The organism is Candidatus Hydrogenedentota bacterium (assembly GCA_019637335.1).
Classification (GTDB): domain Bacteria; phylum Hydrogenedentota; class Hydrogenedentia; order Hydrogenedentales; family JAEUWI01; genus JAEUWI01.
Map to the genome: position 1 here is coordinate 155138 of JAHBVV010000009.1, position 17967 is coordinate 173104.

A 17967-nucleotide genomic window follows, 5' to 3' on the forward strand; every position below is an offset into this window, starting at 1 on the left:
CGCGGAAGCCCGCGTCCAGGGGTTGTAACCACCCGGGAGTTCCTTCCCGGATCGAGAAAGAAGGATATATACCCATGAGCAATTTCAAACTTGGCCTGATCGGCGCCGGTTTCATCTCCAAATTCCACGCGCGGGCGCTCCAGTTCGTTCGCGGCGTGGATCTCGCAGGCGTCTACTCGCTCCAGGGCGGCCCCGAGCTCGCCGCCTACGCCAAGGCCCTCGGCGTCGGGGACTGCACGGTTTACAACAGCATCGCCGAACTCTGCAACAATGTCGATGCCGTCTGCGTGTTCAGCCCGAACTTCACGCGGGTCGACGTGCTTACCGCGATTCGCGACGCGGTCAAGGCCGGCGCCGGCATCCAGGGCATCATCATCGAGAAGCCCCTCGGTCGCACGGTCGCCGAAGCCCAGGCCCTGGTCGATCTCGCGAAGGAAACGAAGCTGCCCACGGCCTATTTCGAGAACCAGATCCACATGAAGGGCATTCGCGCCGCGTTGCAGCAACTCAAGCCGCAGATGGACAGCATGGGCCCGATGACGCTCGCCCGCAGCGCCGAAGAGCACGCTGGCCCGCACGAGCCCTGGTTCTGGGATCCCACGCGCCAGGGCGGCGGCGTCCTCAGCGACATGGGTTGCCACAGTATCGCCGTGGGCTGGTATGTGCTTACGCCGCTCGGGAAGCCGGTGAATTTCCTCCAGCCCGTCTCCGTCACGGCGGAAACCAGCCTGCTTAAATGGGGCACGAAGCACGGCCAGCAGCGCCTGCTCGAAAAGATGGGCGTCGACTACGGCAAAACGCCCGCCGAGGATTTCGCCACCGGCACCGTGACCTTCAAGAACCCCGAAACCGGGCAGTTGGTGAAAGCCCAGTTCACCAATTCCTGGATGTACGACAAACAGGGCCTGCGCCTGCTCATGGACGGCATGGGACCCGGCTACGCCTTCGAGCTGAACACGCTCCAGTCGAGCCTTCAGGTGTTCATCGGTGATGAGGCCGCCGAGGCCGTGGCCGACGCCGAAACTGCGCTGGAGAAAGCCACCGCCTCCCGCGGCCTGCTCGCCGTTGAGCCCAACGAAGCCGACCTCTACGGCTACGTGGACGAAATTCAGGACGCGGTCCGCAGTTTCCAGCAGGGCAAGGACGCCCTGCTCAATTTCGAGTATGGCCTCGAGATCACCAGGCTCTGCCAGGCCGCCTACATGGCCGCCGAGCGCGGTGTGACGCTGGATCTCACCGACGCGAAGGTCCAGGAGGATCTGAAGACCTACACCTCGCTGATCGCACAGGGGCGTGGGCGGGAGATCCTGCACGTGATGTAATCCATCCGGGCGGGCCGCCGTGCGTATCGGTGGCCCGCCTTCCTGTTTGGTGGCCCGCCCGATTCATGCTATGCTCAGTCCCTGCACGGAGGAGACCGAGGATTCATGGAATATCGCGAAATCTTGTTTTCCGTGGCGGATTATATCGCCACCATCACCCTCAACCGCCCAGACAAGCTCAACGCGTGGACCCTCCGCATGGAGGCCGAATATCGCCACGCCATGGCGGATGCGGAGACCCGGAGCGATGTGCGGGTCATCGTCGTCACCGGCGCGGGCCGGGGATTTTGCGCGGGCGCGGACATGAGCCTCCTCACCGCGGTCCAGAGTGGCGAACTCGATTTGGAAGCCGCCCCGGCGCCGGCCGCCGATGCTCCGGGCGCCGGCGGCCGCGACGATTTCCAGAAGCCCTACACCTTCCCTCTGGGGATACAGAAACCCATCATTGCCGCCATCAATGGCCACGCGATGGGCCTGGGCCTCGTGCACGCCATCTATTGCGACATCCGCTTTGCCAGCGACCAGGCGAAGTTCGGCACGGCCTTCTCGCAGCGCGGCCTGATTGCCGAGCACGGCCTCGGCTGGATGCTCCCGCGCCTGATCGGCGTGGAAAATACGCTCGATCTGCTCTATTCCGCGCGCATTGTCGGCGCGGACGAGGCAAAGGCCCTCGGGCTGGTCAGCCGCGTTGTCCCCCACGAGGAATTGCTCCCGCGGGTATACGAATACGCCGCCCACCTGGCCACACAGTGCTCGCCGCGCGCGCTGGGAATCATCAAGCGCCAGGTGTACGATTCCCTGATGTCCGACCTGGGCCCCGCCACGGACATCGCCATTCGGGAGATGATCGACAGCTTCGGCACGGAGGACTTCGCCGAAGGCGTGGCCTCGTTCCTCGAAAAACGCCCGCCCCGATTCACGGGCAACTGACCGGAGATCGTAACCATGAGTCTGCTCTTCACCGCCGCCGTAATGGCCTGCGCCGTGTCCGGGACGCCCGGACTCGAAAGCGCGCTGATCTTCCCGCCGGAAAAAATGCACAACCACAGCGCCTCGATCGTCGAAATGCCGGGCGGCGATCTTCTCGCCGTCTGGTTTCACGGGCGCGGCGAGAAGAGCGACGACACGCTCGTCTTGCAGGGCGCCCGCAAGCCGAAAGGCGCCGCCGCGTGGAGCGCGCCCTTTGTCGTCGCCGACAATCCCGGCCTTCCCGACCAAAACCCGGTGGTCTTTATCGACCCCGACGGGGTGCTCTACCTCTGGTGGATATCCGCCCTGGCCAATACCCGCGAGACCTATTTCCTGCAATACCGCACCGCGACGAACTACGAAGGCGAGGGCGCGCCGAAGTGGGATCGAAGCGGATTCATTACCATTCCGCCCCCCAATCTCGCCGCGGCGATGGACGCCATGGCCGATACCGTGGACGCGAAGTTCGGTGCCGCCTTTGATTCCGAGAAGAAGTACCGCGAGCGCCTTATTCACGGCCAGCGCATGGCCCGGTTCGACGAGACCTACATCGACGACTGGGACGAACCCGTGATCGGGCGCCTTGCGCACATGCTCTCCTGGATGCCGCGCTGCCAGCCCATTATGCTTCAGGACGGCCGCCTGACGATCGGCCTCTATTCCGACGTCTACATGACCTCGCTCGCCTGCTTCACGACCGACGGCGGCGCCACCTGGACGTACGGCGAGCCTATGCCAGACTACGGGCTCATTCAGCCCGCCTTTTTGCAGCGGAAAGACGGGACCCTGGTCGCCTATGGCCGCGACAAGGGCCCGCTCAAGAAAATCCGCGCGGCCGAATCTTCCGACGCGGGTCAGACCTGGACCAAATTCTACGACTTGCCGATCGACAACCCCGACTCCAGCCTCTCGGCCATCGTCCTGGCGAGTGGTCGCTGGCTCATGATCGCAAATGACCTCACCGGACAAGATGGGCGCCATGGCCGCTCGCGCCTCGTGGCGTTGCTCTCCGAAGACGAAGGCGCGACCTGGCCCTGGAAGCGCGCCATCGAGGACAGCACCGCGCCGCCCGAGTTCAAGCCGCACGCCTCGTATCCCACGGCGATTCAGGCGCGGAATGGCGCCATTCACATCGTCTACACGTATACCCCGGTGGAGGGAGAATGCATAAAGCACGTAACCCTTTCCGAAGACTGGATTCGCGCCGCGGAATAATACGCGGGGAAGACAGTGCACGCCGGGACCTCCTCGGGTTCGCGGCACAGCGTAACGTTGGTCTACCAAGGAGAACCCCATGTTTGGAATCGGATTGGCCCTCGTGGCCCTCGGCATAACCTCCGGAGCGCCGGATCAGGTTATACTCCAGGATGTGCAGCACGTGACCGTGTATGGCGAGCCGGGACGCTTCGGCGGGTGGCCGGCGAATCACGGCATGTGGATCTGGGACAACGAAATCCTCGTGGGCTACAGTCGGGGCCACTACCTCGATCGCGGCGACCGGCACCATTTCGATCCCGAGAAGCCCGAAGAGCACCGGCTTGCCCGCAGCCTGGACGGCGGCCTCACCTGGACGCACGAGCACCCGGCGGACAACGGCGACCTCATCCCCGAGGACGGCGCGCTTCACGGGACGCCGCTGCCCGGCGTCACCGTGCCCGCCCCGACCGATTGCCCTGGCGGCATCAACTTCACCCACCCCGACTTCGCCCTGACCATGCGCATGAACAGCGTGCACGACGGCCAGTCGCGTTTCTACTACTCCTATGATCGGGGCAAGACGTGGGAGGGGCCCTTCAAGCTGCCCAGCTTCCATACGCCCGGGACCGCCGCCCGCACGGATTACATCGTCGAGGATGCCGATTCCTGCCTGTTCTTCAGCACCGCAGGCAAGGCGGATGGCCGCGAAGGGCGTCTCTTCTGCTTCCGCACCGACGACGGCGGTAAGTCGTTCCAGTTCGTTTCCTACATCGGTGAGGATCCCGGCCAGCCGGGCCATTTCGGCATCATGCCGTCGTCCGTTCGCCTCAATGAAAACGAGTTGATCGTCGCCGAACGCCACCGCGAAGGACCTATGCGGAACATCGCGCTGTACCGTTCCACGGATAACGGCAAGACCTGGACGCGCGAGGCGGACCCCGTGGATACGGTCGGCGCCGGCAATCCGCCGGCCATGATCAAGCTCGCGGACGGTCGCATCTGCCTGACCTACGGCTACCGCGCCGAGCCCTTCAGCATGTGCGCCAAAATAAGCGCCGATGGCGGCAAGACCTGGGGTCCCGAGCTCGTGCTGCGCAACGACGGCATCACCAAGGACATGGGCTACCCCCGCACCGTGCAGCGGCCGGACGGCAAAGTCGTCACAACCTACTACTTCGCGGACGGCAAGATCGGGCCGGAGCGAACCATCGAAGCCACCATCTGGATGCCCCCGGCGCCGTAAGGTGCGCGGCGCGTCACTGCAAATCCATCGCCTCCATCCGGCGCTGCTCCGCTTCGGCGTAGCGGCGCCGGATCATTATATACCCAATCCCGAAAATCGCGCCGATCAGTCCGCCGCCATAGGCCGTCGGATACCACGCGTCCCACGTCGCGCCCGCCGACCACAGGATCAGTCCCGCGAGCATCATCAGCGCGCCCAGAACCGCGAAAGCCGCCGTCCCCGCCAGCACCCCGCGGCGTCCCCGCCCGCGCGAAGCGAGCATGCCCGCCACGCCGCCCCAGATCCCGCCCGCGGCGCCGAGTATCCCAAAGACGACCCCGGCCCAGGCGCCGATGGGCCACGTTGAATCTGCTTCCCAGAGCGCCAGATTGCGAATCGTCACCGTGCCCGGGCCTTCGAAGCGGACCCCCAGCCGCGCGGCTTCCGCCTGGTCGCTGTCCTTGAAGAAGAACGGCGCAGATGTCGGTCGAAATGCCTGGGTCCCGCTAAACCGATCATTCAGCGCCCGCGAGAAATAGGCCTGCCCGCCCGAAACGACGTGCATCTCCAGGCAGGCGCCGCCCGCCGTAGACTCGCACGCCATCTCGGCTTCATAGACCAGCCGCCCGGGCAACGGCGCCGTAAGCGGCACTTCGGCAATCGTAACGGAGATCGACTCGCCGCCGGTATACGTCAGCCGCAGTGCTGGAATGCCGCCGGAATCGATCAGGTCGCTTTCGATGGCGTCCGGGGCCTCGAACGACGTCAAGTCCGCCTCGCCGATGCGCGCCAGAAGGTTTCCGTGCGAAAACGCGCCGGACACGGTCTCCGCGATCTGCGGGCGCCACGTATCGCCACCGCCGTTTGCGAGCGCCGCCGCGCACAGCATCAAGCTCCCGGTAATAAACGCGATCCTGGTTTTCATCACGTGTGCTCCTCTGTTTCCAGGCTTTCCCGGTGCGCGCGCAGCAGGCGCCGCGCCAGGTCCCGGTTCAATTCGCCCCCCGCGACCAACTGTCGAACCAGCTGCTGCATGGGGTCCCCATCGGATGCCTCTTCGAGCGCTTCGACCTTTGCGATGAGCCTATCGAGCCGGCTGCGCACGGTAGGGTACGACACCCCGTAGGTTTGCGCCAGGGCCTTGAGCGATCCGGACGCCAGGATGAAACGGCGTACGAAGTAGAGGTCTTCCTCCTCCAGGGCGAGAACCCAGGGGGGCGGGGTGGGGTGTTTCATACGATGCTCCATTAACTTTATTAACCTTCAATTCAATTATATTCAATATCACCAAATATGTCAACATTATTAAACCACGATTTAATAATATTTAAGCCCGCCGCCGGATCGGATTCCGGGGAGTGGGAATGGTATAGTACGAAAAGGGACGTGAATTCGCCTCCGAATACAGGGTTAAGGCCGCCAAATGAAGCTCGAAATCAACCGGGACGAACTCGAATCCATCATCCACCTCGGCGACATTACCGATCCCTGTCCCTATCTGTCCGATCGCGTCGCCACCTTCCGTTTCGGAAATGGCAAGCTCGCCGGCAGCCATTACGAACAGCTGCTGGACTGGGGCTATCGCCGCAACGGCAACTATGTGTATCGTCCCGTGTGCCGCCATTGCCGGGAGTGCTGGGTTTTGCGCGTGCCGGTGGAACAGTTTCGCATGAGCAAGTCGCAGCGCCGCGTATGGAACCGTGGACAGAAGCATTTTGAGGTTCGCTGGGGTTCCGCGCGGTACACGCCCGACAAAGCCGCCATGTACGAGCGTTACCTCGCCTGGCAGCATGGCACGAGCGAGGGCCCCATGGACCCCGATCGGTACCGTGCGTTTCTCGTGGACACCTGCCTCCGGCACGAGACCCTTGAAATGCAGTACCGGGTCGAGGGGCGCCTTGCCGGCGTCGGCATTGTGGACCGGCTCGAACACGCGCTGTCCACCGTGTATTTCTTCTTCGATCCCGATTTCTCGCACCTCAGTCCCGGCACCTGGTCGGCCCTCTACGAAATCCAGCAGGCCCGAGACTGGGGGCTGCGCCACTATTATCTTGGCTACTACATCGCCGGCTGCGGCTCCATGAGCTACAAGGCGCGTTTTCAGCCCTGCGAAATCAAACAGCCCGACACGCCCGGCTGGTCCCCCTACACGCCGACAGCAGTCCCGGAATGATACAAATCGGCGTCCCATTATAGGAATCGGGATTGGAATTCCCCGCCATATTCGCTCACGAACTTCCTTTGCGCATCGTGCGAACACCAGTCATGCCAGCCAGTTAGCCGGGCTGTCGCACCCAATATGGCGCTTCGGCGCGAAACTTGCTCCCTTGCTTCCGGGCAGTAGTCTCCGGTGAGGCGCGTCCAATCGCCTGGACGCCACGCAGGGTCCAGTTGCAGGGGAGGGGGCTCCTGCAACTGGACCGGGGGTGCGGACCATGCCGGCATTCATGACCGACCGGCGTTTTCGCCCGCCACGTGTCCCCGCGTAGCATCCCGGCTTGCATCACCCCGCAACGGTCCGTAGAATCCCTTGCAGGCGCAGCGCCAGCGGGGGCATTGATACTACCGACCGTGCGACAGGAGCCGGGCAGGCCTTGCATAATCACCTACCACGCAACATATTCCTTTTTTCGCTTTTCCTGCTCGCGGCGTTTGCGCGCGCGCAGGCCCCCGAGCGCGCGGATGCCGCCCCCGATTCCGTGGCGGAGGCTGCGCAACCGGCCCAGGGATCGCCCCGCGCGACGGTCCGCACCTTCTTCGAATCCATGCAGGCCTTCAGATCGGGGAATGAACTGCGCCTGCTTGATGCGGTGAATTGTCTCTATCTCGGCGACGGGCTCACGGATGACGTGCGCGTGAACCAGGGGGCGAGCCCCGCGCAGACGATTTACGCCGTGATGGAGCAGGTCCAGTTTGACCTTGGGGCCATCCCGGAGGCGCCCCAGGGCGACGACTATACCCTGCGGCTGGGCGCGGGCGATGGGGCGCCCGTGCTCTACCTGCACCGCTACGAAGACGATGGGCTCTGGCGTTTCAGTTCCCGCACCCTGGACCCGGCCCACCTCGATCGGCTCGCCGCGCACGCCGCGGAGCGCGCCAGCGCCAGCGAGCCGGAGTTGGCGCGTTTTGTTCCGCGGTTCCGCTCCCCGCGCGCGGCGCTGGAGGTTTTTATCAAGGGGATGCGCGGCGAAGACGGCTACACCCGCGCGGACGCGATCGGCGCCCTCGATCTTTCCGCGGTAAACCCGGTCGATCGGCCGGCGGTGGGGGAGAGCAAAGCCTCGGATCTCCTGGCGGTCATCGAGCGCACCCGGCCGGTCATTCTTGCCGAGATCCCGCCGGATTCGAGCGGCGAAACCTACGTCTATTTTCAGGATCCGTTGGGCGCGGGCAGTATCGTGCTGGCGCCATTGCCCGATCTGGACGAACCGGAATTGCGGGCCTGGCGCTTCACGAAGGGCACCCTCGAGCGCCTGGAGGCGCTGTACCTGAACTACCGGGACCAACCGCCGCTGGCCGGAGCGGGCGCGGCCTCCGCGCAGCGCCCCTGGTCCAACCGGATCCGGGACTGGATACATCAGTACAACCCGGCGCTCATGGAGTCGCCCCTGTACCTGCGGAACTACCAGTGGCTGGGCCTGCTGCTCCTCGTGGGGCTCGGGGTGCTCGTCAGCCGAATGCTCACACTCCTCGTCGGGGTGTTTCTGCGCTACTGGTTCCGGCGCAAGGGCTACGCCTACGACCGTCGCCTCGAGCGGGAATTCATTCTGCCGATCCGGATCTCGCTTATGGTCTGGGTCTGGCTCCTGGGCCTCACCCTGCTCGGCTTGAACCCCGCCGTGCTTCAGTATCTTCGCGTCGCCGCGTTCTTCGTGACCGCCGCCGGGGCCGTGTGGGCCAGCTACCGCCTGGTCGATATCGTCGGGCGCTACCTTTCCCAGCGCGCGCAGGCCACCCCCAGCAAGTACGACGACCTCCTCGTCCCCATTGTTGTGCGGACGCTCAAGATCTTCATCATCGTTGCCGGCATTGTCGCCTTCGCCTACCAGTTCACCACCGATCCGGCCGGGCTTATTACGGGCCTCGGCCTCGGCGGCCTGGCCTTTGCGCTTGCGGCCAAGGATGTCGTCGCCAACGTCTTCGGCTCCATCACCATTTTGATGGACCGCCCATTCCGCATTGGCGACTGGGTCACGATCGGCACTATAGACGGGACCGTGGAGGAGGTGGGTATCCGGAGCACCCGCATCCGGACCTTTTACAACTCGCTGATAACCGTCCCGAATTCCGCCATAACCAATACCCATATCGACAATATGGGCCGCCGCCGCTACCGCCGCATCAAGACAACGCTCGCGATCGCCTACGATACGCCGCCCGATGCCATTGAGGCGTTCTGCGAGGGCATCCGGGAGCTGATCCGGCAACATCCCTACACCCGCAAGGACTACTATCACGTCTATCTGAACGATTTCGGCGCATCGTCGCTCGACATCCTGCTATACTGCTTCGTCGAGACGCCTGATTGGGGGACCGAGCTGCGGGAACGCCATCGCCTGCTGCTGGATATTGTCCGGCTCGCGGCGGACTTGCGCGTGGAGTTCGCGTTCCCGACGCGCACGCTGTACATGCGCGAGGATGCCGCCCCCCAACGGGATATAACCTCGGATGAACGCGCCGCTTCCGGCGCGGAAACCGGTCTGCGCGCCGCGCGCGGCATTCTGCGCCGCCACGGCGGCCCGCCCGGCGTGATTCCGCCGCCGGTCTCCTACGAGCATCCCGAGTTCAATGCGCGCCCACAACATGGAGAAGACGACGATGAGTGACCCCGCCGACAAACAGCATGAAACGGCTCCGGAATGGCCCCCGCCGCCTTCCGTTCCGAAGGACGATCCCTACCCGCGCATGATTCTGGTTTGCTTCGCGCTGTTCCTATTGATCGGCATGGTGATCTTTGGGGTGCTGGTCGTGGACATGACCCAGCGCACGCAACGGCGTGTTGGGCCGCCGCCTCCCGCGTCCCAGCCCGCCGTGGAGGCGCCCGCCGCCGAAGGCTCAGGCCCCGGCTGACTCTTCCGCCGGAGCCAGGCCGATGCCCCACTGGTACACCGAACCCGGGCCGGATTCCGCTTTCGCCTGGTTTAACGCCTGTTCCAGCCGCGGGAGGAGGGTGTCCAAATCGCCGCCGTCCTCCGGAAGGCCCACAATGCTCGCGCTGAACGTCAGCTCAATGCCCGCGACCGCGGTGGCGATCGTCGCCAGTTGCTGCTGAATGCGGCGCGTGAGAATCGCGGCCCCCGCGCGGTTCGTCTCCGGGAGGAACAGGATGAATTTTCCGCCTTGATGCCGTCCCGCCGTATCCATCGCCCGGATGCTCGTCAAGATGACGCCCGCCAGGCAGGTCAGCAGCAAGTCGCCCATCGCCACGCCGCCATCCTCGTTCACAATCGAAAATGAATCGACATCCAGCATGACCAGGCTTGCTTCGCGCTTGTAGCGGGCGGCCCGAAGCAGCTCCTCCTCCAGTTCCTTTTCCAGCGCCGGCCGGTTCAGCAGCCGGGTCAGCGGGTCCACCCGCACCATCTCCTCGTAGGACCGGCGCCGTTCCAGCACGGCCTGAACCCGGGCCACGAGAATCACGGGGTCGAATGGCTTCGTGATACAGTCGTCCACCCCGCTCCGCAGCGCGCGGACGTGGCTCTCCGTCTGGCCTCCTTCGACCAGGTACAGGAACGGAATCTCGCGGGTCACGGGATTCATCATGCACTTCTCGCGCAATCGGGCTCCGTCCATATCCACGATTGCGTGTTCGGTTACGATGAGATCAACGGGCCCGTCCTTCAGCCGTTTCAGCGCCTCCCAGCCATCCGAGGCGGAACGCACCCGGAAATTGGCCCGCGTGAGATAATCGCGCATGAGGTGCAGCGCATTCGCATCGCCTTCCACTACCAGAACACTGCGCTGGCGGGCGTCGGGTATACTTGTCATTGGGTACTTCCTGTTACGCGGGGCGCGCCGCGCGCAATTCCTAATGGTGATCGTGACCGTGCGTCTCCGATGAGGCGCGATCCGCCGGGCGTCCCGCCAGCAGAAGCACCGCCGAGCCGCAGACGCCCGCAACCAGACTGGCCGCAAGCGTCCCTACTTTCGCTCCGGTAAGCATCTCCACCACGTGGCTCGCGGTCTCCACGGAGCCGTGGCCCGCGTCGTGGCCCGCCGGGAAGGCCAGCCCCCCGATAAACAGCGACATCGTAAATCCGATGCCCGCAAGCCACGACACGCCCCAGAGCTGTAACCAGCGGACACCCTGGGGCAATTCGGCCAGGCCGGACCGCACCGCAAGCCACGACGCCCCCATGATACCCGCCTGCTTGCCAAGCAGCAACCCCGCCGCGACACCGAGGGTTACGGGCTCCAGCAGCAGCGACCCAAGCTGTGAAAACTCGAGATGCACCCCGGAATTTGCGAAGGCGAAGATCGGCATGATGATGAAAGCCGTAATCGGGTGCAGCTTGTGTTCGATGCGTTGCAAGGGAGCCTCCACGTGCACGCACTCCTCCTCGATCGCGCGCACGACGCGCTGCTGCTTTGAATTGACCTGCAATGCGCTTTCACTTCGCTCGGCTTCACGGAACCGGTCGAGCAATTGGCCCACCCGGCTGATAAACAGGGGCGACTCGTAGCGGGCATCGGCCGGAATCGTGAAGGCGAAAAGCACACCCGCGACCGTCGCGTGTACGCCCGAGAGGAAGAACTCCACCCAGATGACAACAAACATAAGCGTGAACACGAGCGCGTTGCGCACCCCGATCCGCGCAAAGAAGAACGAAAGCACGATCATGCCCAACCCCACGAGGAGCGGGCGCGTGGCGATTGTATCCGTGTAGAACAGCGCGATTACCGCCACGGAACCGAGGTCGTCCACGATGGCCAGCGCGATAAGAAACACCGCCAGGGAGGGCGGGACGCGCCGCGTCAGAAGCCCCAGGATCCCCGCGCAGAAGGCGATGTCCGTGGCCATGGGAATGCCCCAGCCCGGCGCGCCATCGCCTCCGATGTTGATCGCGCTATAGATGATCGCCGGGCACGCCATGCCCCCGATCGCCGCGAGAATCGGGAGTAGCGCCTTCCGGAACGACGCCAGTTCCCCCACCAGCAGCTCCCGCTTGATTTCCAGCCCCACCATGAAGAAGAAAATCGCCATGAGCCCGTCGTTCACCAGGTGGTGGAGCGATTTCGCGATTACTTCCCCGTGAATATAGAAGCCGAGGTTGACATGCCAGAGTTCCGCGTACCACTCGTATACCGGAACACCGAGGACCTTAATGCCGCAATTCGCCAGGAAAAACGCGCTGGCCGAGGCCGCCAGCAGGAACACCGCCGCCATCGCGCCGTGGTGCAGCAACTTCTGCAGCGTGGAGACCTGGTCAAGCGGCGGCGGATTCGGGGACTTGGCTCTCATTCCAATAAGGTTCCTGACTGGTCGGGTATCGCCGGCTGAACCGCCTGGCCGCCACGGATTGCGGGCCGGGCCGTAAGCCTGTGGCTCGACATCGGCTGAGGCGCGTATTCTTGTGCATTCAATGGAGTAGTGTCAAGCTACTTTTGCGTTCCATGCGTGTGCGGCGGGGTCTGTCCGCGCCGCACCGTTGCGCCGGCCCGGCCATTGGCGGAGGCCGCCGCGCACCCGTTGCACTCCCTCAAATGCTTGGTATATACTGGGGCTCCCATGGCGGGTACAGCAGTTCGATCGCCGCCTGGCGGCGTACGGTACGGCTCCAGGGCGCGGCGATTCAGGTTCGGGGATGCTGCTCTGGGGGGCCCGCATCACGCACGGAGAATGTCATGAGTAGTGCCACAATAACGGTGGGCGATAAGGAAAACACCTTTCCTTCTTTCGTCGGGTCGGAGAACGAGGTCGCCATTGATTGCACGCACCTGCGCAAGTCAACCGGCGCCATCACCTACGACCCCGGTTACGGCAACACAGGATCCTGCAAGAGCGCTATCACATATATTGACGGCGAAAAGGGAATCCTGCGGTACCGCGGCTACCCAATCGAGGATCTCGTCGGGCGGCTTCGATTCTCCCAGGTCGCGTACCTCCTCATTCATGGCGAATTGCCCGATGAGGCCCAGTTCCGAAGCTGGCGCGACGAACTCACCCGCAACAGCCTCGTGCACGAGAGCCTGCTGAAGTTCTTCGACCACTTCCCGGTCACCGCGCACCCCATGAACATTCTGGCCTCGATGATTTCGTCGATGTCGTCCTTTTACCCCTATGACGCCGAGGACGAACAGCACATTAACCTCAACGTCATGCGCCTGCTGGGCCAGGTAAAGACCCTCGCCGCGTTTTCCTACAAGAAATCCGTCGGCCAGCCCGTGGTCTACCCGCTCAACGAACTGAGCTACGCCGGCAATTTCCTGCGCATGATGTTTGCCCAGCCCACCGAGGAGTACGTTGTCTCGCCCGTGCTTGAAAAGGCCCTCGACGCCCTTCTCATCCTGCACGCGGACCACGAGCAGAATTGCAGCACATCCACCGTCCGCATGGTCGGCAGCAGCCGGGCCAACCTCTACGCCTCGATCTCGTCCGGCGTTAACGCGCTCTGGGGGCCGCTGCACGGCGGCGCCAATCAGGCCGTGCTCGAAATGCTCGAACAGATCCAGGCCGACGGCGGCGACTACAAGAAGTACGTTGAAAAGGCCAAGGACAAGGACGACAGCTTCCGGTTGATGGGATTTGGCCACCGCGTATACCGCAACTTCGATCCGCGCGCCAAGCTGCTTCGCGCCTCCTGCGACGCCGTGCTCAATGAACTCGGCATCAACGATCCGCTCCTCGATATCGCCAAGAACCTCGAGGAAATCGCCCTGCACGACGATTTCTTCATCGAGCGAAAGCTCTACCCGAATGTCGATTTCTACAGCGGCATCATCTACCGCGCGCTCGGCATCCCCACCGAAATGTTCACCGTGCTCTTCTCGATCGGGCGCATGCCCGGCTGGATCGCGCACTGGCACGAAATGCGCGCCGATCCCGACTTCCGCATCCACCGCCCGCGCCAGATTTACGTCGGGCCAACCCTGCGCCGCCTGGATTCCTGACCCCGCCCCGCGCAATAGCCATCGAAGTACTTGCCGCCCGGTAGCGACGAACACGCTGCCGGGCGTTCTTGTATGGCGCGCCCCGCGCATAGCCCGCTTGAACCGGCGCGGCCGCGCGCGGCACACTCTAAGCACAGGCCATAGCGCCGCGCCCGCGGCAAACGGAAAGGCAGCGCAACGTGTCCCTGAAAAACCGCCTGGCCGCCTGGTTCGGCAAAGAGAATCCCGCCGGCGCGGAAAGCTCCGTTGCGGCCGGAACCGAGGAAACCGAAGCAGCCCCGCCGCCGCCCGCCTCCGAAGCAACCGATGGCCCGGCCATGCCCGCGCAGGATTTTCCCGAGCCCGCCTCCCTGCACGAGCTGGCGGCGATTACGGGATCCGCCGGGCGCATCGAGGCCGCGTTGGAGAAGGGCGCGGATCCGGCGCTCCGCGACAGCGAAGGGAGGACCCCGCTGCACATCGCGGCCATGAATGGGAACGCCGAGTTAATCGATTTGCTCAGCGGCCACCTGATTTCGGTGGACCCCTACGACAACTACCGGATATCGCCGCTCCTCTACGCCCTCCGCTCGCCGCATCCCGGGGCGCCGGAAGCCGCGACGCGCCTCATCGCGAAGGGCGCCGTGCTCACGCTCAATGTGGCCTTCCGCATGGGCGACCTGCACCTGATCAACCGCCTTTTCTCCGAAAACAAAGACGCCCTGAAGTCCTGCAAGGCTCCCGAGGAACTCCTCACGGACCTGGTGGCGGCGATTCGCGGCGCGTGCGACGAGAAAATCGCCGCCAGGAATGCCCGGGGCGACGACGCGGCCGTGGAAGCCATCGAATCGGAGGTAATCGAACGCTACCTGCCCGTCATCCACCGCGTCGCCGATCAGGGTGTTCACCCGGATACCTTCGATATGGCCGGCCGTCCCGCGCTGTTCGAGGCGATCCGGTTTTCGAGCACCGTCCTCGCGGAATTCCTCCTGAAACTCGGCGCCGATCCCGATTTCGAAGCGGCGGACGGCCAAACACCGGCGCAGGCCGCCGGCGGCGCGCACCCGCGCATGCAGGCCCTGTTTCAGGAGTGTGGCGCGGAGTAGACTTAAGGATTCGCGGAAAGTCGCCATGAGCAAGATAGCCCTCAAAATCCGCGGCATGGACTGCGCCGAGGAAATCGCCATCATCAAACGCGCGCTCGCGGGCCAACTCCCCGAGTCTTCTCTCTCCTTCGATCTGATGAATGGCCGCCTCTTCGTCGAGGCCGGCGGGGAGGAGGTCCCGGCGATCATTGCCGCCATCAACGGGACCGGCATGCGGGCCATCCCCTGGGCCGATCATGTGGCGCGGCAGCAGGCCGGCGATTCTTTTTGGGAGGCCCACGGGCGAAGCCTCAGCGCCGCCGCCAGCGGCTTGTTGATCACCGCCGGATACCTCGCGCACGCCGCGCAGGCGGGTCCCCTTGCCGCCTTGGCTGGTGGGGGCGACGAAGGCGGCTACCCGGTATTCTCCATCGCCGCATTCGTGTTTGCCATCGCGACCGGGGGCTGGTTCATCTTCCCCAAGGCCGTATATGCGGCGCGCGCGATGCGCCCCGATATGAACCTGCTCATGGTAACCGCCGTGATCGGGGCCGGCATCCTCGGCGAGTGGTTTGAGGCCGCGACCGTCACCTTTCTCTTCGCGCTGGCCCTGCTCCTCGAATCCTGGAGCGTCGGCCGCGCGCGAAGGGCGATCGGGGCACTTATGGACATGGCGCCCGCCACCGCGCGCTACATCTGCCCGCATGACGGCGATATTGAGACGAAGCCCGTCGCCGATGTGCCGCCCGGCGTCACCGTGCTGGTGCGGCCCGGCGAGCGCATCCCGCTGGACGGGACCGTGACCCGGGGCGAGACCACCGTGAACCAGGCCCCAATCACCGGTGAGTCCGTTCCCGTTTCCAAGGGCCCCGGCGATACCGTCTACGCCGGCACAATTAATGAGGACGGGGCCATTGAGTTTCGATCCACGGGAGCGGCGGAGGACACCACCCTCGCGCGCATCGTGCGCATGGTGGAGGAGGCGCAGCAGCGCCGGGCCCGGTCGGAACAGTGGGTGGAGACCTTTGCCCGCTACTACACGCCCATCATGATGGCGCTCGCCATCGCCGTCGCCGTGCTGCCGCCCCTGACCTTCGGTGGAGACTGGAGCGCGTGGTTCTACCAGGCCCTCGTGCTCCTCGTAATCGCTTGCCCCTGCGCCCTCGTCATTTCGACGCCGGTCAGCATCGTCGCCGGCCTCAACACCGCCGCCCGGGCGGGCGTCCTCGTCAAGGGCGGCGTTTTCCTCGAGGCTCCATCGCGTATCCGCGCCATTGCGCTCGACAAGACCGGAACCCTCACCCGGGGCCGCCCCGAAGTCCAGCGGATCGTTCCCCTCAACGGCCACACCGAGAAGGAAGTCCTGGAACGCGCCGCCGCGCTGGAGCAGGGCAGCGAACATCCGCTTGCCCGCGCCGTGCTCGCGCGCGCGCATGCCGCCGGCGTCGCGCCACCCGCCGCCACGGGCTTCCAGGCGCTCCGGGGCAGGGGCGCCGAGGCCCAGATCAACGGGCGTGATTTCTGGATTGGAAGCCACCAGCTGCTGCACGAGAAGGGCGCGGAGACGCCCGGCATCCACGACGCCGCGCTCGCCATGGAGGATGCCGGGCACTCCGTGATCGCCCTCGGCAACGACGACCACGTATGCGGCCTCATCAGCGTGGGCGACGCCGTGCGTCCGGATGCCGCCGAGGCCGTGCGCGCCATGAAGGACGCCGGGATCGATCACGTCGTCATGCTGACGGGCGATAATCGCGGAACCGCCCAGGCCATCGCCGAGCTCGCTGGCGTGGACGATTTTCGCGCGGAGTTGCTTCCCGAGGAGAAAGTCGCGGCCGTTCGCGACCTGGTGGCGCGGTATGGCCAGGTCGCCATGGTGGGCGACGGCGTGAACGATGCCCCGGCCATGGCCGAAGCAAACCTCGGCATCGCCATGGGAGCCATGGGGACCGACGTCGCCATCGAGACCGCTGATATTGCCCTCATGGCCGACGACCTGGAAAAGATCGCGTGGCTCGTGCGCCATTCCCGCCGCACCCTGGCGGTCATCAAGCAGAACATCGCCTTTGCGCTCGGGCTCAAGCTGCTGTTCGTCCTGCTGGCCATGGGGGGATGGGCGACGCTGTGGATGGCGATCGCGGCCGACATGGGCGCTTCCCTGCTCGTGATCTTCAATGGTCTGCGCCTGCTTCGGGATCCGGCCGCGACCTCCTCCTGACCCGCGATGTTTGGCGAACTTGACTCCGGAGAGGACGCCCGGCGAATATACCGTCGGAGAGCAGCGGGCAGAGTCGAGGCAGTGTCCGCCGAGGAGATCGCCCATGTTTGGCAGGACCGGTCTGTACAGCATCTTATTTGTGGCGCTTGTTGCCGCGGCGCTCGCCATCGCCGCCAGTTCCGACAACCGGCCTGACCCCGCCGCAAGCGCGGAAGAGGCCAAACCAATCCAGCCCGGATCCGCCCTGCCCGATGTGGACGTGCGCACGGAAAGCGGGGAAACCGTCAAGATTACGGCGGCCCTCGCAGGCAAACGCGCCGCCATCGTCTTCTACCGCGGACACTGGTGTCCGTTCTGCGTCAAGCACCTTGCCGAGCTGCGGAAAATCGCCGCCGAACTCGCCGGCATGGACGTCCAGTTGGCTGGCATATCCCCCGACAAGCCGGAATACCTTGTGGAGGCGAAAAAGAAGGCCGATCTCGACTTCCCGATCTATTCGGACAGCCGATTGGACCTGGCGCGGGCCATGGGCGTCGCCTTCAAGCTCGATCCAGAAACCGCAAGCCGCTACCGGGATCACCTCGTGGAAAGCACCGGCCACGATACCGGCCAGCTGCCGGTTCCCGCCGTGTTTCTCATTGATGAATCGGGCAAGGTCGCGTGGGTCTTCTCCAACCCGGACTACAAAGTGCGGCTGTCCAACGAGGATCTCATCGCCGCCGTGAAGAAAGCGTTCTGACCCAGTTCGAGGCTCCGATTCTCCGCCGCCAGCGCAGACTCGGATCCGAAACGGCCTCCGCTCCGAAAATACACCTTTCAGCATCACCACAACCGCCTCAAGCAAACCAGATTACAACTTTTCTC

15 protein-coding genes are annotated in these 17967 nt (G+C 64.5%); 11 read left to right on the plus strand and 4 right to left on the minus strand.

Features of this window, described 5'->3' with window-relative positions; genetic code table 11:
* The first annotated feature begins 74 nt into the window (after positions 1 to 74).
* From KF886_12335 to KF886_12350, 4 genes are all read left to right on the plus strand, one after another.
* Entirely contained in the window at positions 75 to 1322 is a 1248-nt protein-coding gene (locus KF886_12335) for a Gfo/Idh/MocA family oxidoreductase (GenBank protein MBX3178144.1), read from the plus strand.
* 105 nt (positions 1323 to 1427) lie between these two features.
* Positions 1428 to 2252 carry an enoyl-CoA hydratase gene (locus KF886_12340; protein MBX3178145.1) on the plus strand — a complete coding sequence of 275 codons (825 nt, stop codon included), beginning with the start codon at positions 1428 to 1430 and terminating at the stop codon, positions 2250 to 2252.
* Between the two features lie 15 nt (positions 2253 to 2267).
* Positions 2268 to 3506, plus strand: coding sequence for an exo-alpha-sialidase (locus KF886_12345; GenBank protein ID MBX3178146.1), 1239 nt, complete (start codon positions 2268 to 2270; stop codon positions 3504 to 3506).
* A gap of 79 nt (positions 3507 to 3585) precedes the next feature.
* Entirely contained in the window at positions 3586 to 4731 is a 1146-nt protein-coding gene (locus KF886_12350) for an exo-alpha-sialidase (GenBank protein ID MBX3178147.1), read from the plus strand.
* Positions 4732 to 4744: 13 nt separating this feature from the next.
* Here KF886_12350 and KF886_12355 read toward each other — a convergent pair whose 3' ends face one another.
* The gene (locus tag KF886_12355) at positions 4745 to 5635 is read right to left on the minus strand and encodes a hypothetical protein (GenBank protein MBX3178148.1); all 891 of its coding nucleotides are present in this window, start codon (positions 5633 to 5635) and stop codon (positions 4745 to 4747) included.
* On the minus strand, positions 5635 to 5946 hold the full coding sequence (locus tag KF886_12360; protein MBX3178149.1) for a DUF2089 family protein: 312 nt from the start codon (positions 5944 to 5946) through the stop codon (positions 5635 to 5637). The genes KF886_12355 and KF886_12360 overlap by 1 nt, the downstream gene beginning before the upstream one ends.
* A 187-nt stretch (positions 5947 to 6133) precedes the next feature.
* Between KF886_12360 and KF886_12365 the strand changes: the two genes are divergently transcribed.
* From KF886_12365 to KF886_12375, 3 genes are all read left to right on the plus strand, one after another.
* A complete protein-coding gene (locus KF886_12365; protein MBX3178150.1) occupies positions 6134 to 6883 on the plus strand; it encodes an arginyltransferase in 750 nt (249 codons plus the stop codon).
* A gap of 1006 nt (positions 6884 to 7889) precedes the next feature.
* A complete protein-coding gene (locus KF886_12370; GenBank protein MBX3178151.1) occupies positions 7890 to 9536 on the plus strand; it encodes a mechanosensitive ion channel family protein in 1647 nt (548 codons plus the stop codon).
* Positions 9529 to 9780, plus strand: coding sequence for a hypothetical protein (locus tag KF886_12375; GenBank protein MBX3178152.1), 252 nt, complete (start codon positions 9529 to 9531; stop codon positions 9778 to 9780). Before KF886_12370 ends, KF886_12375 begins: the two co-directional genes overlap by 8 nt.
* Here the strand turns inward: KF886_12375 and KF886_12380 are convergent.
* Together KF886_12380 and nhaA are read right to left on the minus strand one after the other, a co-directional pair.
* On the minus strand, positions 9766 to 10698 hold the full coding sequence (locus KF886_12380) for a diguanylate cyclase (GenBank protein MBX3178153.1): 933 nt from the start codon (positions 10696 to 10698) through the stop codon (positions 9766 to 9768). The two genes, KF886_12375 and KF886_12380, sit on opposite strands and share 15 nt — an antisense overlap.
* A gap of 40 nt (positions 10699 to 10738) precedes the next feature.
* Entirely contained in the window at positions 10739 to 12172 is a 1434-nt protein-coding gene (gene nhaA, locus KF886_12385; protein MBX3178154.1) for a Na+/H+ antiporter NhaA, read from the minus strand.
* Between the two features lie 383 nt (positions 12173 to 12555).
* Between nhaA and KF886_12390 the strand changes: the two genes are divergently transcribed.
* From KF886_12390 to KF886_12405, 4 genes are all read left to right on the plus strand, one after another.
* On the plus strand, positions 12556 to 13821 hold the full coding sequence (locus KF886_12390; protein MBX3178155.1) for a citrate synthase: 1266 nt from the start codon (positions 12556 to 12558) through the stop codon (positions 13819 to 13821).
* A 179-nt stretch (positions 13822 to 14000) separates the two neighbouring features.
* Entirely contained in the window at positions 14001 to 14906 is a 906-nt protein-coding gene (locus KF886_12395) for an ankyrin repeat domain-containing protein (protein ID MBX3178156.1), read from the plus strand.
* Between the two features lie 25 nt (positions 14907 to 14931).
* Positions 14932 to 17103, plus strand: coding sequence for a heavy metal translocating P-type ATPase (locus tag KF886_12400; protein ID MBX3178157.1), 2172 nt, complete (start codon positions 14932 to 14934; stop codon positions 17101 to 17103).
* A 103-nt stretch (positions 17104 to 17206) separates the two neighbouring features.
* Positions 17207 to 17842: an AhpC/TSA family protein gene (locus KF886_12405; protein MBX3178158.1), complete on the plus strand. Its 636-nt coding sequence runs from the start codon at positions 17207 to 17209 to the stop codon at positions 17840 to 17842.
* Positions 17843 to 17967 lie beyond the last annotated feature (125 nt).